A 13,081-nucleotide genomic window follows, 5' to 3' on the forward strand; every position below is an offset into this window, starting at 1 on the left:
TAAACCCGTTCAGCCGCGCGCGGCGGCGATCTTGATCAGTTTGGCGTAGTAGAAACCATCGTGCCCGCCTTCTTGCGCAAGCAGTTGGCGGCCATGGGGCTGCTTGATGCCGGCGGCCGTGGCGAGGTCCAGTTCCCGCGCGCCGCTGGTGCGGGCGAGGAAGGCTTCGATCACCTCGGTGTTTTCGGTGGGCAAGGTGGAGCAGGTGGCGTAGAGCAGGACGCCGCCGACTTCGAGGGTCGGCCACAGCGCGTCGAGCAGTTCGCCTTGCAGCACGGCCAGGGCGGCGATGTCGTCGGGTTGGCGGGTGAGCTTGATGTCCGGGTGGCGACGGATCACGCCAGTGGCGGAGCACGGCGCGTCGAGCAGGATGCGCTGGAATGGCTTGCCGTCCCACCAGGTGGCGGTGTCGCGGCCGTCGGCGGCGATCAGTTCGGCGCTGAGGCCCAGGCGCGCGAGGTTTTCGCGTACGCGCACCAGGCGCTTGGCTTCCAGGTCGACAGCGACTACACCGGCCAGGTCTTTTTCGACTTCCAGAATGTGACAAGTCTTACCGCCGGGCGCGCAGCAGGCGTCCAGCACGCGTTGGCCCGGGGCCAGATCGAGCAGGTCGGCGGCCAGTTGCGCGGCTTCGTCCTGCACGCTGATCCAGCCTTCGGCAAAGCCCGGCAGGCTGCGCACGTCGCTGGCGGCTTCGAGCACGATGCCGTCGGTGCTGTACACACACGGCGTGGCGTTGATGCCGGCGTCGGCGAGCAATTGCAGGTAGGTGTCGCGGTTGTGATGGCGACGGTTGACCCGCAGGATCATCGGCGGGTGCGCATTGTTGGCCGCGCAGATGGCTTCCCATTGCTCGGGCCAGAACGCCTTGAGGGATTTTTGCAGCCAGCGCGGGTGGGCAGTGCGCACCACCGGGTCGTGTTCAAGCTCGGCCAGCAGCGCTTCGCTTTCACGCTGGGCGCGGCGCAGCACGGCGTTGAGCAGGGCCTTGGCCCAGGGTTTTTTCAGCTTGTCGGCGCAACCCACGGTTTCACCGATGGCGGCGTGGGCCGGCACGCGGGTGTAGAGCAGTTGGTAGAGGCCGACCAGCAGCAGCGCTTCCACATCGGCGTCGGCCGCCTTGAACGGCTTTTGCAGCAGCTTGGCCGCCAGCGCCGACAAGCGCGGCTGCCAGCGGGCGGTGCCGAAGGCCAGGTCTTGGGTGAAGCCGCGATCGCGGTCTTCGACCTTGTCCAGTTGGGTCGGCAATGAACTGTTCAGCGAAGCCTTGCCGTTGAGCACGGCGGCCAGGGCCTTGGCGGCGGCCAGACGTGGGTTCATTGCGCCACCGCCCCAAGGACGGTGCCCAGGGCAAATTTCTCACGACGGCTGTTGAACAAGTCGCTGAAATTAAGCGCCTTGCCACCGGGCAATTGCAGACGGGTCAGACACAGCGCCTGTTCACCGCAGGCCACCAGCAGGCCGTCTTTGCTGGCGCCGATGATTTCACCGGGGGCGCCTTTGCCCTCGGCCAAGGTCGCGGCCAATACCTTCAAGGCTTCGCCGTTGAGGGTGCTGTGGCACACGGGCCACGGGTTGAACGCGCGCACCAGGCGCTCCAGCTCCACGGCCGGGCGGCTCCAGTCGATGCGCGCTTCGTCTTTGTTCAGCTTGTGGGCGTAGGTGGCCAGGCTGTCGTCCTGTACCTCGCCTTCCAGGGTGCCGGCGGCGAGGCCGGCGATGGCCTGGATCACGGCGGGCGGGCCCAGTTCGGCGAGGCGGTCGTGCAGGCTGCCGCCGGTGTCTTCGGCGGTGATGGGGGTAACCACTTTGAGCAGCATCGGGCCGGTGTCCAGGCCTGCTTCCATGCGCATCACGGTCACGCCGCTTTCGCTGTCGCCGGCTTCCACGGCGCGCTGGATCGGCGCCGCACCGCGCCAGCGCGGCAGCAGCGACGCATGGCTGTTGATGCAGCCCAGGCGCGGGATATCCAGCACCGCTTGCGGCAGGATCAGGCCGTAGGCGACCACCACCAGCAAGTCGGGCTTGAGCGCGGCCAGTTCAGCCTGGGCCTCGGCGTTACGCAGGGTCGGCGGCTGCAGCACAGGAATGTTGTGCTCCAGCGCCAGCTGCTTGACCGGGCTCGGCATCAGTTTTTGCCCGCGACCGGCCGGGCGATCCGGCTGGGTGTACACCGCCACGATGTCATAAGGGCTGGGAAGCAGCGCCTTGAGGTGTTCGGCGGCAAATTCGGGGGTGCCGGCAAAAACAATGCGCAATGGCTCGGTCATGGGAGTTCTCGGTTAAAAGCAGTCACAAAAGAAAAAGGCTTGCCGCAGCAAGCCTTTGGAAGGTGGGCATCAAGCTTGCTGGCGATGCTTTTTTTCCAGCTTCTTCTTGATCCGGTCACGCTTGAGCGTGGACAGGTAATCGACAAACAGCTTGCCGTTAAGGTGGTCGCATTCGTGCTGGATGCACACCGCCAGCAGGCCTTCGGCAATCAGCTCGAACGGCTTGCCGTCGCGGTCCAGGGCCTTGATCTTCACGCGCAGCGGGCGTTCGACGTTCTCGTAGAACTCCGGCACCGACAGGCAGCCTTCCTGGTATTCGCCCATCTCTTCGGTCAGCGGTTCGAACTCCGGGTTGATGTACACCATCGGTTCGCTGCGATCTTCCGACAGGTCCATGACCACGACACGCTGATGCACGTTGACCTGGGTGGCGGCGAGGCCGATGCCCGGGGCTTCATACATTGTTTCAAACATGTCATCGACCAACTGACGAACCTTGTCGTCCACTACGGCCACCGGTTTGGCGATCGTGCGCAGGCGCGAGTCGGGGAATTCGAGGATGTTCAAAATAGCCATAAGCGTAATTGCTGCACATGTGAGGTAGAGGCAAATCGGCGTTGGGATGGACCCACACGGCCGGTGTGAAAGGTTCGAAAGCCGCGATGGCTCTGGCATTTCACGCGAACGCACATAATAAAGGAGATTCACCCCATGAGGAAATCGCTACTCGTCTTGCGGCTACGGGCCCGTTTGCAATGCCCGCGCGGCCCTTGCCCATTGAACGCAATTAATAGCCTGCTAAATAAGTTACCAACAGAGTTATCCACAGCTTGTTCCGATCAAGGATGATCAGATGTATCCGATAAACAGTCATGAAATTTCCCCGTCAGAACTGGAAGCACGACTACGCTTGCACAGGCTGCCGGAACTGGGTCCCATGCGTTTTCGCCGATTGATGGAAGCGTTTGGCTCTGCCTCAAAAGCCATCAGCGCGCCTGCCAGTGCCTGGCGCTCCCTTGGGTTACCCGCCATCATTGCCGATGCCCGGCGCAGTCATGAAGTGCGCGATGGCGCCAGCGCGGCATTGGCTTGGTTGGCCCGCCCGGCCCAGCATTTGCTGATGTGGGACCAGCCTGAGTACCCCGCGCTCCTCGCCCAGATCGACGATGCGCCACCGCTTTTATTCGTGGCCGGCGACCCTGCAATCCTGGAAAAACCGCAACTGGCGGTGGTCGGCAGCCGACGTGCGTCGCGCCCGGGCATGGACACCGCCGCGGCGTTTTCCCGCAGCTTGGCGGGCGCCGGTTTTGTCATCACCAGCGGCCTCGCATTGGGCATCGACGGTGCCGCGCATCAAGGCGCATTGGATGTGGGCGGTCATACAATCGGCGTGCTCGGCACTGGCCTGGAAAATTTTTATCCACAGCGCAACAAAAAGCTCGCGGCCGCGATGATTGCCCAAGGCGGCGCGGTGGTTTCCGAGTTTCCGTTGGACGCCCCACCCCATCCGTCGAACTTTCCACGGCGCAACCGGATCATCAGTGGTTTGTCCCTGGGCGTGCTGGTGGTGGAAGCCAGCGTGGCCAGCGGTTCGCTGATCACGGCGAAACTCGCGGCTGAACAAGGCCGTGAGGTATATGCGATCCCGGGCTCTATCCATCACCCAGGCGCCAAGGGTTGCCACCAATTGATTCGCGACGGCGCGGTGCTGGTGGAAACCATCGAGCACATCCTTGAAGGCTTGCGCGGCTGGCAGGCCTTGTCGCGCCCGGCGCCGATTCCCGTCACCCACCCGTTGGTGGCGCTGTTGCACGCGGCGCCGCATACCAGCGAAGGCTTGGCGATTGCCAGTGGGCGGCCGTTGTCCCAGGTGCTGGCGACCCTGACCGAGCTGGAGCTGGAAGGCCAAGTGACCTGCGAGAGCGGGCGCTGGCTCGCACGCTGCTAGGTTTTGCAAAGAACATCGGTAAACTGCGCAGAGCTTTAGTCCGGAGAGTGAGCAATGGTCAACAGGTGGCGTGTGCTGGAAACCGCACGGGAAATTCGCGCAGGCGCAGTAATCGCCTATCCAACCGAGGCGGTGTGGGGCTTGGGTTGCGACCCGTGGAACGAAGAGGCAGTGGACCGTTTGCTCGCGATCAAGAACCGTTCGGTGGACAAGGGCCTGATCCTGGTGGCGGACAACATTCGCCAGTTCGATTTCCTCTTCGAAGACTTCCCCCAGGATTGGATCGACCGCATGGCCAGCACCTGGCCTGGGCCGAATACCTGGCTGGTGCCCCATCAGGACTTGCTGCCGGAATGGGTTACCGGTGTGCACGACACCGTCGCGCTGCGGGTGACGGACCACCCGTTGGTGCGGGACTTGTGCTCGCTGGTCGGGCCGCTGATTTCCACCTCGGCCAACCCCCAAGGCCGCCCGGCTGCGCGCACGCGGATTCGCGTGGAGCAGTATTTCCGAGGCCAGGTGGACCTGGTGCTGGGTGGCGCCCTGGGTGGGCGCAAGAATCCGAGTTTGATTCGTAATTTGGCGACGGGTGAGGTGGTGCGGCCTTCTTGAGACTGCGTCGCGGCCATCGGGGGCAAGCCCCCTCCCACACTTGAATGTATTCGCAGTTCAAAATGTGGGAGGGGGCTTGCCCCCGATGAGGCCCTTAAGGCAACAGAATTGTCGAGCCAGTCGTCCTGCGCCCCGACAACTCCGTCTGCGCCTGGGCCGCATCCTTCAACGCATACCGCTGGTTGATATCAATGCGCACCTTGCCGCTCTTGATCATCGAGAACAGGTCATCCGCCATCGCCTGCAAGTTAGCCGGGTTGTTGGCGTAGGTCGCCAGGGTTGGCCGGGTTACGTACAGCGAGCCCTTGGCCGACAGAATTCCCAGGTTCACGCCATCCACCGCGCCCGATGCATTCCCGAAGCTCACCAGCAGCCCGCGTGGCGCCACGCTGTCCAGGGAGGTCAGCCAGGTGTCCTTGCCGACGCCGTCGTACACCACTGGGACTTTTTTGCCGTCGGTCAATTCCAGTACGCGCTGTGCGACATCTTCCTTGCTGTAGTCGATGGTTTCCCAGGCGCCGAGGGATTTGGCCAGCGCGGCTTTTTCCGGCGAGCTGACCGTGCCGATCAGCTTCACGCCCAGGGCCTTGGCCCATTGGCAGGCCAGGGAACCCACGCCACCTGCGGCGGCGTGGAACAGAATGGTTTCGCCACCCTTCAACTCATAGGTCTGGCGCAGCAGGTACTGCACGGTCAGGCCCTTGAGCATGGCGCCGGCGGCTTGTTCGAAGCTGATCTCGTCCGGCAGGTGCACCAGGTTGGCCGCCGGCAGCACGTGCAACTGGCTATAAGCACCCAGCGGGCCGCTGCCGTAGGCCACGCGATCGCCGACTTTGAACTGGGTGACTTCACTGCCTACCGCGTCGACCACGCCGGCGCCCTCGGCGCCCAACCCGGATGGCAGGGCCGGCGGCGCATACAGGCCACTGCGGAAATAGGTGTCGATGAAGTTCAGGCCAATGGCCTCGTTGCGCACGCGAACCTGCTGCGGGCCCGGCTCCGCCGGCGTGTAGTCCACATATTCAAGTACGTCGGGGCCGCCATGGGCACTGAACTGGATACGTTTGGCCATCTGCACATCTCCTGAGGTCGAATTCGCGTAGCCCCCTATCCCACTCCTAAGCTTGATCTTCGTCAACTGCGGCATCAGGGGGTGCGGTGTTATCCTGTGCGCCCATTTGCCGCCGACGCCCAATGGCCTCGCGTAGCTTTGCCCGATTCAAGGTGATGCCATGACTACCCGCACCGAGGCTGTAAAGGCCTACCTGCTCGACCTGCAAGACCGCATTTGCAGCGCCCTGGAAACCTTCGAGACGGACACTCGCTTTATCGAAGACGCCTGGACCCGGCCTGCCGGCGGCGGCGGTCGCACCCGTGTGATCGAAAACGGTTCGGTGATCGAAAAAGGCGGCGTTAACTTTTCCCACGTGTTTGGCAGCGGCCTCCCACCGTCTGCCAGTGCGCATCGCCCCGAGCTGGCCGGTCGCGGGTTTGAAGCCCTGGGTGTGTCGCTGGTGATCCACCCGCACAACCCGCATGTGCCGACGTCCCACGCCAACGTGCGCTTTTTCATCGCCGAAAAAGACGGCGAAGAACCGGTGTGGTGGTTCGGTGGTGGCTTCGACCTCACCCCCTACTACGGCAATGAAGAAGACTGCATCCACTGGCACCGCGTGGCCGAGCAGGCCTGTGCGCCGTTTGGGCCGGACGTGTACTCGCGCTACAAGGCCTGGTGCGACACCTACTTCCACATCAAGCATCGCAACGAGCCGCGTGGCATTGGCGGCCTGTTTTTCGATGATTTGAATGAGTGGGACTTCGACACCTGCTTCGCCTTCATCCGCGCCATCGGCGATGCCTTCATCGACGCCTACCTGCCGATCGTGCAACGCCGCAAAGCCATGGCCTACACCGAGCAGCAGCGCCAGTTCCAGGAATTCCGCCGTGGCCGCTACGTTGAATTCAACCTGGTGTACGACCGTGGCACCCTGTTCGGCCTGCAGTCGGGCGGGCGTACCGAGTCGATCCTGATGTCGCTGCCGCCGCAAGTGCGCTGGAGCTACGACTGGAAAGCCGAGGCCGGCAGCGAAGAGGCGCGCCTCACCGACTACTTCCTGCAAGACCGTGACTGGCTCGGCCTCGCCGCGCCCAAGGCGGCTGTCTGATGGATAAATACGTCGTCTTCGGCAACCCCATCGGCCATAGCAAGTCGCCGTTGATTCACCGCATGTTCGCCGAGCAGACCGGCGAGCAACTGGACTACCGCACCTTGCTCGCGCCGCTGGAGGATTTCACCGGCTGTGCCCGTGAGTTTTTTCAGCAGGGCCGTGGCGCCAACGTGACGGTGCCGTTCAAGGAAGACGCCTACCGCCTGGCCAACACTTTGAGCGAACGCGCCCAACGCGCGGGTGCGGTAAACACCCTGAGCAAGCTGGCCGACGGCACCTTGCTGGGTGACAACACCGACGGCGCCGGCCTGGTGCGCGACCTCACGGTAAACGCCGGGTTGAGCCTGCAAGGCAAACGCATCCTGTTGCTGGGTGCCGGTGGCGCGGTGCGTGGCGCGTTGGAGCCGCTGCTGGCCGAGCGGCCGGCCTCGTTGATCATCGCCAACCGCACGGTGGAAAAGGCCGAATTGCTCGCCGAGTTGTTCGACGACCTGGGCCCGGTGTCTGCCAGCGGTTTCGACTGGCTGCGTGAGCCGGTGGACGTGATCATCAATGCCACCTCTGCCAGCCTTTCAGGCGATGTACCGCCGATTGCCGGCAGCCTGATCGAGCCGGGTAAGACCTTTTGCTACGACATGATGTACGCCAAGGAGCCCACCGCGTTTTGCCGTTGGGCTACCGAGCAAGGTGCGGCCGTGGCGATGGATGGCCTGGGCATGTTGGTGGAGCAGGCGGCGGAAGCGTTCTACCTGTGGCGCGGTGTGCGCCCGGATTCTGCGCCGGTGTTGGCTGAACTGCGCCGCCAGTTGGCCTAACACCACTCCAAAGTAGGCACAGTTTTTAAACTGAGTTCAGTCTTGGAAATGGATGGGGCAGTTGTCGGGACCTTCGAGTTTCTTCAGCTCCTCAACTACCTGCGGCCTGGCCCTACGCAACGTCAAACTGCGCCCCAACCCCCGCAACCGCCGCGCTTCCTGGTGCAGCATCTCCACCCCGGAATAGTCGATAAAGTTGATCTGCTGCGCCTCGATCACCACTCGCTCGCCCTGCAAACTTTGCAGGCGCACTTGCAGGTAATGGCTGGCGCCAAAAAAGATCGAGCCGCCGACCCGCAACACATCTTCATCACCGTCGCGCCATTGCTGCACCCGTGGCTGGGAGGTGCGCTTGAGGTAGAAAAACAATGAGGCCAGCACCCCCGCATAGATCGCCGTTTGCAGCTCCAGCAGCAAGGTGGCCACGCAGGTCAGGCTCATCACCACAAACTCCGCACGACTGACACGGAACAACGCGCGAATGCCGCGATGGTCCACCAGCCCCCAGCAGATCAGCAGGATGCTGGCGGCCATGCTCGGGATCGGGATGTGCGCGATCAGCGCCGCGCCAAACAGGGCGAACAGCGCCACCCACAACGCGGAAAACACCCCGGCCAACGGTGAGCAGGCGCCCGCTTCGTAGCTGAGGCCGGAGCGCGTGAATGAACCGGCTGACAAGTAACCGGAGAAAAATCCGCCAACGATATTGGACAAACCCTGCGCGCGGACTTCCTGGTTGGCGTCGAGCAACTGTTGCGAACGCGCCGACAGCGAGCGTGCAATCGACAGGCTGGTGACCAGCCCCAGCATGCCTACCGCCACGGCGCTGGGCAGCAGGCGCAGAAGCATGTCCAGGTCCATCGGCAACGGGCTGAACGGCGGCAACTTGCCGATAAACGAACTGACCAGCGCCACATGCCCGAACATCGCCGGCCACAGCCACGTGGCCAGGCTGCCCAAGGCCAGCGCGATCAGCAGCGTCGGCCAGCGCGGCACCAGGTACTTGAGCACCGCGCCCACCAGCAAAGTGCCCAGGCCCAGGGCCAGCGAGGCGTGGTCCCACTCGCCGCCGTGGTGGATCAGCGCCAGCAGGCTATTGATCGCCGTGGCCTGGCTGGGCAAGTCCAGCCCCAACAGGTTGGGCAGTTGCCCGAGGGCGATCACCACGGCCGCGCCCAGGGTGAAGCCGAGCACCACCGAATGGGACACGAAATTCACCAGCGCGCCGAAACGCAGCATGCCGAGCAGCCATTGGAAGACACCGGCGAGGAAGGTGAGTAACAGGATCAGGGTGATGTAGTCCTGCGACCCCGGCACGGCCAGTGGGCTGACGCTGGCGTAGAGCACGATGGAGATCGCCGCCGTGGGGCCGCAGATCAAGTGCCAGGACGAACCCCATAGGCAGGCGATCAGTACGGGGATGATTGCCGCATACAGCCCGTATTCCGGTGGGAGACCGGCGATCAGCGCGTAGGCAATCGACTGCGGCAAGGCGAGCACGGCGCCGCTGAGGCCGACCAGCGCGTCCCGGCCGACGCTGGCGCGGGTCTGGCGTGGGAGCCAGGCGAGGAAGGGGAAGAGAGTGTGGCGTGTGGGCCGGGGCATTTATAACTCGGCTGGAAAGGTTTGACTCAAGGGTACCAGTACACATAGATCGATGTGGGAGGGGGCTTGCTCCCGATAGCGGTGTGTCAGCCAACACATTTACAGCTAACACACCGCTATCGGGAGCAAGCCCCCTCCCACATTGGAATAGTGTTGGGCATTAGAGTTTGGCTTTTACTGCCGCCAACGCATCCTTGCCATCCACGGTTTTCACGCCGTCCAACCACTTATCCAACACCGCCGGGTTCGCCTTGATCCACGCCTTCGCGGCCTCGGCATTGCTGACCTTGTTGTTGGCCACCTCAGCCATGATGCTGTTCTCCATCTCCTGGGTAAAACTCAGGTTGGTCAGCAGCTTCCCGACATTCGGGCAGGCCTGTGCATAACCTTTGCGGGTCAGGGTGTACACGCTGCCGGTGTCGCCGAAGTACTTCTCGCCGCCCTTGAGGTAATGCATTTTCAACTGCACGTTCATCGGGTGCGGCGTCCAGCCGAGGAAGGTGACGAATTTCTGTTTCTTCACCGCCCGCGACACTTCGGCGAGCATTGCCTGTTCGCTGGACTCCACCAGTTTCCACTGGCCGAGCTCAAAGTCGTTCTTCTTGATGATTTCCTGCAACGAAATATTTGCCGGCGCGCCGGAGCCGATGCCGTAGATCTTCTTGTCGAACTTGTCGGCGAATTTATTCAGGTCGGCAAAGTCATGCACACCGGCGTCCCACACGTAGTCCGGCACGGCGAGGGTGAACTCGGTGCCGTCGAGGTTCTTGGCCAGTTGGACCACATCGCCATTGGCCACGAACTTGTCGTAGAAGCCCTGCTGCGCCGGCATCCAGTTACCCAGGAACACATCCACCTGGCCATCCTTGAGCCCGCCAAAGGTGATCGGCACCGCCAGGGTGTCGACCTTGGCCTTGTAGCCCATGCCCGTCAGCAAAAAGCCGGTGATGGCATTGGTCGCGGCAATGTCGCTCCAGCCGGGATCGGCCATCTTCACCGTGTCACAACTGGCGTCTGCGTACACATTGGCGCTGCTCAACGCCAGAATGCCCAGCACTACCGTCAACTTTTGCATGGCCTTCCCTCTGTCTATTTATTGGTTTTGGCAGGGTTGTGGATAACGTGCCTTGCGCTCCAGGTCGTCGAGGTCGATATGGTTGCGCATGTATTGCTGACTGGCATCCACCAGTGGCTGGTGATCCCAGCTCTTCAGCTTGCCTTGGGTCAGCGCCTCAAACACCAGGCGGCGACGGCGTTGGCTGGCGAGCACCTGTTGGTGGATCGCCGGGATGTCCCATTTGGCCCGCGCCTCACTCAAAAACGCCTCGAGCAGTGGCCGGTGTTCCGGTGACTGGCTGAGGTCTTCCCGCTCGTGCGGGTCGTTGTGAACATCGAACAGTAGACACGGGTCGTCTTCGCTGTAGATGAATTTGTAGTTGCCCCGGCGAATCATCATCAACGGGCTGATGGTGCCTTCGGCCATGTATTCGCCAAACACTTCATCGTGCCCGCCCTGCCCTTGCAAGTGCGGGACCAGCGAGCGGCCATCCAGTGGCAGGCGCGGGTCAAGCTGGCCGCCGGCCAGTTCCACCAGGGTCGGCAACAGGTCGGCAGTGGACACGGCCTTGCTCACGCGGCCAGCGGCAAACTGCCCCGGCGCACTGACCAGCAGCGGCACGCGGGCGGCCATTTCAAACCAGTGCATTTTGTACCAGAGGCCGCGCTCGCCGAGCATGTCGCCGTGGTCGCCGGAGAAGATGATGATGGTGTCGTCGGCCAGGCCGGTGTCTTCCAGGGTTTGCAGGAGCTTGCCGACGTTGCTGTCGATGTAGCTGCACGCACCGAAATACGCGCGGCGCGCATCGCGGATCTTATCCACAGGCAGCGGTTTGTCCCACAGGTCGTAAACCTTGAGCAAGCGCTGGGAGTGCGGGTCGAGATCGGCCTGGGCTGGCGTCGTAGGCAATGGGATGTCGTTGTCGTCGTACAGATCCCAGAACGGCTTGGGAATGGTGTACGGGTCGTGTGGGTGAGTCATCGATACTGTGAGGCAAAAGGGCTGGTCGCCGTCTTCGCGGATATGGTCGAACAGATACTGCTGGGCCTTGAACACCACCTCCTCGTCGAAATCCAGCTGGTTGGTGCGCACGCATGGGCCGGCTTGCAGCACCGAGGACATGTTGTGGTACCAGGTGGGGCGCACGTCGGGCTCGTCCCAGTTCACCGCCCAGCCGTAGTCGGCGGGGTAGATGTCGCTGGTCAGGCGTTCTTCATAGCCGTGCAGCTGGTCGGGGCCGCAGAAATGCATCTTGCCCGACAGCGCCGTGCGGTAGCCGAGGCGACGCAGGTAGTGGGCATAGGTCGGTACGTCGGCGGGGAAATCGGCCGCGTTGTCGTAGGCGCCGATCTTGCTCGGCAACTGGCCGCTGACCAGGGTGAAGCGCGACGGTGCACAGAGCGGGCTGTTGCAGTAGGCGGCATCGAACACCACGCCCTGCGCGGCGAGGCGGCTCAGATTAGGCAACTTGATTGGGGAAGGTCCGTAGAACGGCAGCATCGGCGCGGCCATTTGATCGGCCATGATGAAAAGAATGTTCTTGCGCTTCATGATCTATCGGCATTCCATAGGCGGTGTTTATGCGAATGAGCATGCGGCCCATGGAAAATGGGGTAAAGCCCATGAAAAGCAATGTCTAGGATAAGCACAGCTTATGTATGAATCCCTCGGTGACCTGTCCCTCGACCTGCTGCGCGCCTTCGAAGCCGCCGCGCGCCACCGCAGCTTTACCGCCGCCGCGATGGAGCTGGGCACCACCCAGCCGGCCATCAGCCAGCAGATCAAGCGCCTCGAAGAACAGCTGGCGATCCGCCTGTTTGATCGCATCTACCGGGGCATCGAACTGACCGACGCCGGCGCGTTGTTGTTCGAACACGTGCATGGCGGTTTGCAGAGCATCAACCAGGGCCTCAGCGCGATCACCCAGCAGGACCAGCATGAAGTGCTGCAAGTGGCCACCGACTTCGCCTTTGCCGCCTACTGGCTGATGCCGCGCCTGCATCGTTTCCACCAGGCCAACCCGCAAGTGGACGTAAGCCTGGTGACCAGCGAGCGCAACCACGCCACCTTGCGCAGCGATATCGACGTGGCGGTACTGTTCGGCGATGGCCGCTTCAAGCAGGGCGACAGCCTGTGGCTGTTCAACGAAGAAGTGTTTCCGGTGTGCAGCCCGCAATGGTTCAAGGCTCAGGCCACGCCGCTGACTGTACAAAATTTGCACGATTACCCGCTGCTGCACCTGCGCCAGGAAAACAACAGCCAGTGGTTCGACTGGGCCGGCGTGTTTCGCGAGCTGGGCATCAGCGCCGCGCCCACTCCCGGGCAACTGCGTTTCGACAACTACACCCTGCTGATCCAGGCCGCGATTGCCGGCCAGGGCGTGGCGATCGGCTGGCGCCACCTGGTGGATAACCTGCTCGAGCAGAACTGGTTGTGCCGGCCGATCAGCGACACGGTCATCTCACGCTTCGGCTATTACGTGGTGCAGCCCCAGCGCAAACGCCGAGGGCAGTTGGTCGAGCGGTTTGTGGAGTGGCTGGTGGCGGAACAGGCCAGCAGCGCGCAGTCGTTGACCGGGCTGGCCCTGCCTTCGATTGCCGTCTAGG

12 protein-coding genes are annotated in these 13,081 nt (G+C 62.9%); 5 read left to right on the forward strand and 7 right to left on the reverse strand.

Annotated features, from left to right (window positions below):
- Window positions 1-9 precede the first annotated feature (9 nt).
- The 3 genes from rsmB to def all read right to left on the reverse strand — a co-directional run bounded on the left by rsmB (window position 10) and on the right by def (window position 2,846).
- Window positions 10-1,320 (reverse strand): 16S rRNA (cytosine(967)-C(5))-methyltransferase RsmB, encoded by a 1,311-nt coding sequence (rsmB, locus tag AC0IYH_RS27140; RefSeq protein ID WP_122774384.1) that lies wholly within the window; start codon window positions 1,318-1,320, stop codon window positions 10-12.
- Complete coding sequence (gene fmt / locus AC0IYH_RS27145) at window positions 1,317-2,270, reverse strand: methionyl-tRNA formyltransferase (RefSeq protein ID WP_471837139.1); 954 nt, start codon at window positions 2,268-2,270, stop codon at window positions 1,317-1,319. The genes rsmB and fmt overlap by 4 nt, the downstream gene beginning before the upstream one ends.
- A gap of 69 nt (window positions 2,271-2,339) precedes the next feature.
- Complete coding sequence (gene def / locus AC0IYH_RS27150) at window positions 2,340-2,846, reverse strand: peptide deformylase (protein ID WP_032885135.1); 507 nt, start codon at window positions 2,844-2,846, stop codon at window positions 2,340-2,342.
- A 277-nt stretch (window positions 2,847-3,123) separates the two neighbouring features.
- On the opposite strand from def, the gene dprA reads away from it, so the two are divergent.
- Window positions 3,124-4,218 (forward strand): DNA-processing protein DprA, encoded by a 1,095-nt coding sequence (gene dprA, locus AC0IYH_RS27155; RefSeq protein WP_471837141.1) that lies wholly within the window; start codon window positions 3,124-3,126, stop codon window positions 4,216-4,218.
- A gap of 54 nt (window positions 4,219-4,272) precedes the next feature.
- Window positions 4,273-4,830: an L-threonylcarbamoyladenylate synthase type 1 TsaC gene (gene tsaC / locus AC0IYH_RS27160; protein ID WP_101265064.1), complete on the forward strand. Its 558-nt coding sequence runs from the start codon at window positions 4,273-4,275 to the stop codon at window positions 4,828-4,830.
- Between the two features lie 94 nt (window positions 4,831-4,924).
- Here the strand turns inward: tsaC and AC0IYH_RS27165 are convergent, their stop codons facing one another.
- Complete coding sequence (locus tag AC0IYH_RS27165) at window positions 4,925-5,902, reverse strand: quinone oxidoreductase family protein (RefSeq protein ID WP_116627123.1); 978 nt, start codon at window positions 5,900-5,902, stop codon at window positions 4,925-4,927.
- A gap of 160 nt (window positions 5,903-6,062) precedes the next feature.
- Between AC0IYH_RS27165 and hemF the strand changes: the two genes are divergently transcribed.
- Together hemF and aroE are read left to right on the forward strand one after the other, a co-directional pair.
- Window positions 6,063-6,995, forward strand: coding sequence for an oxygen-dependent coproporphyrinogen oxidase (gene hemF, locus AC0IYH_RS27170; RefSeq protein ID WP_116627124.1), 933 nt, complete (start codon window positions 6,063-6,065; stop codon window positions 6,993-6,995).
- On the forward strand, window positions 6,995-7,813 hold the full coding sequence (gene aroE / locus AC0IYH_RS27175; RefSeq protein WP_471837144.1) for a shikimate dehydrogenase: 819 nt from the start codon (window positions 6,995-6,997) through the stop codon (window positions 7,811-7,813). The genes hemF and aroE overlap by 1 nt, the downstream gene beginning before the upstream one ends.
- A gap of 36 nt (window positions 7,814-7,849) precedes the next feature.
- On the opposite strand, the gene AC0IYH_RS27180 is transcribed toward aroE, so the two are convergent.
- The 3 genes from AC0IYH_RS27180 to betC all read right to left on the reverse strand — a co-directional run bounded on the left by AC0IYH_RS27180 (window position 7,850) and on the right by betC (window position 12,026).
- Window positions 7,850-9,418, reverse strand: coding sequence for a SulP family inorganic anion transporter (locus tag AC0IYH_RS27180; protein WP_471837146.1), 1,569 nt, complete (start codon window positions 9,416-9,418; stop codon window positions 7,850-7,852).
- Between the two features lie 160 nt (window positions 9,419-9,578).
- Window positions 9,579-10,493, reverse strand: coding sequence for a choline ABC transporter substrate-binding protein (gene choX / locus AC0IYH_RS27185; protein WP_471837148.1), 915 nt, complete (start codon window positions 10,491-10,493; stop codon window positions 9,579-9,581).
- An 18-nt stretch (window positions 10,494-10,511) separates the two neighbouring features.
- Window positions 10,512-12,026, reverse strand: coding sequence for a choline-sulfatase (gene betC, locus AC0IYH_RS27190; RefSeq protein ID WP_122774359.1), 1,515 nt, complete (start codon window positions 12,024-12,026; stop codon window positions 10,512-10,514).
- Between the two features lie 103 nt (window positions 12,027-12,129).
- Here betC and AC0IYH_RS27195 point away from each other — a divergent pair, with 103 nt between their 5' ends.
- Window positions 12,130-13,080 (forward strand): choline sulfate utilization transcriptional regulator, encoded by a 951-nt coding sequence (locus tag AC0IYH_RS27195; RefSeq protein ID WP_471837150.1) that lies wholly within the window; start codon window positions 12,130-12,132, stop codon window positions 13,078-13,080.
- Window position 13,081 lies beyond the last annotated feature (1 nt).

This window comes from Pseudomonas sp. AC463 (genome assembly GCF_979253585.1).

Bases quoted from the DNA above. Each gene is read 5' to 3' on its own strand.
- rsmB (WP_122774384.1), bottom strand. From the start codon at position 1,320: ATGAACCCACGTCTGGCCGCCGCCAAGGCCCTGGCCGCCGTGCTCAAC.
- fmt (WP_471837139.1), bottom strand. From the start codon at position 2,270: ATGACCGAGCCATTGCGCATTGTTTTTGCCGGCACCCCCGAATTTGCC.
- def (WP_032885135.1), bottom strand. From the start codon at position 2,846: ATGGCTATTTTGAACATCCTCGAATTCCCCGACTCGCGCCTGCGCACG.
- dprA (WP_471837141.1), top strand. From the start codon at position 3,124: ATGTATCCGATAAACAGTCATGAAATTTCCCCGTCAGAACTGGAAGCA.
- tsaC (WP_101265064.1), top strand. From the start codon at position 4,273: ATGGTCAACAGGTGGCGTGTGCTGGAAACCGCACGGGAAATTCGCGCA.
- AC0IYH_RS27165 (WP_116627123.1), bottom strand. From the start codon at position 5,902: ATGGCCAAACGTATCCAGTTCAGTGCCCATGGCGGCCCCGACGTACTT.
- hemF (WP_116627124.1), top strand. From the start codon at position 6,063: ATGACTACCCGCACCGAGGCTGTAAAGGCCTACCTGCTCGACCTGCAA.
- aroE (WP_471837144.1), top strand. From the start codon at position 6,995: ATGGATAAATACGTCGTCTTCGGCAACCCCATCGGCCATAGCAAGTCG.
- AC0IYH_RS27180 (WP_471837146.1), bottom strand. From the start codon at position 9,418: ATGCCCCGGCCCACACGCCACACTCTCTTCCCCTTCCTCGCCTGGCTC.
- choX (WP_471837148.1), bottom strand. From the start codon at position 10,493: ATGCAAAAGTTGACGGTAGTGCTGGGCATTCTGGCGTTGAGCAGCGCC.
- betC (WP_122774359.1), bottom strand. From the start codon at position 12,026: ATGAAGCGCAAGAACATTCTTTTCATCATGGCCGATCAAATGGCCGCG.
- AC0IYH_RS27195 (WP_471837150.1), top strand. From the start codon at position 12,130: ATGTATGAATCCCTCGGTGACCTGTCCCTCGACCTGCTGCGCGCCTTC.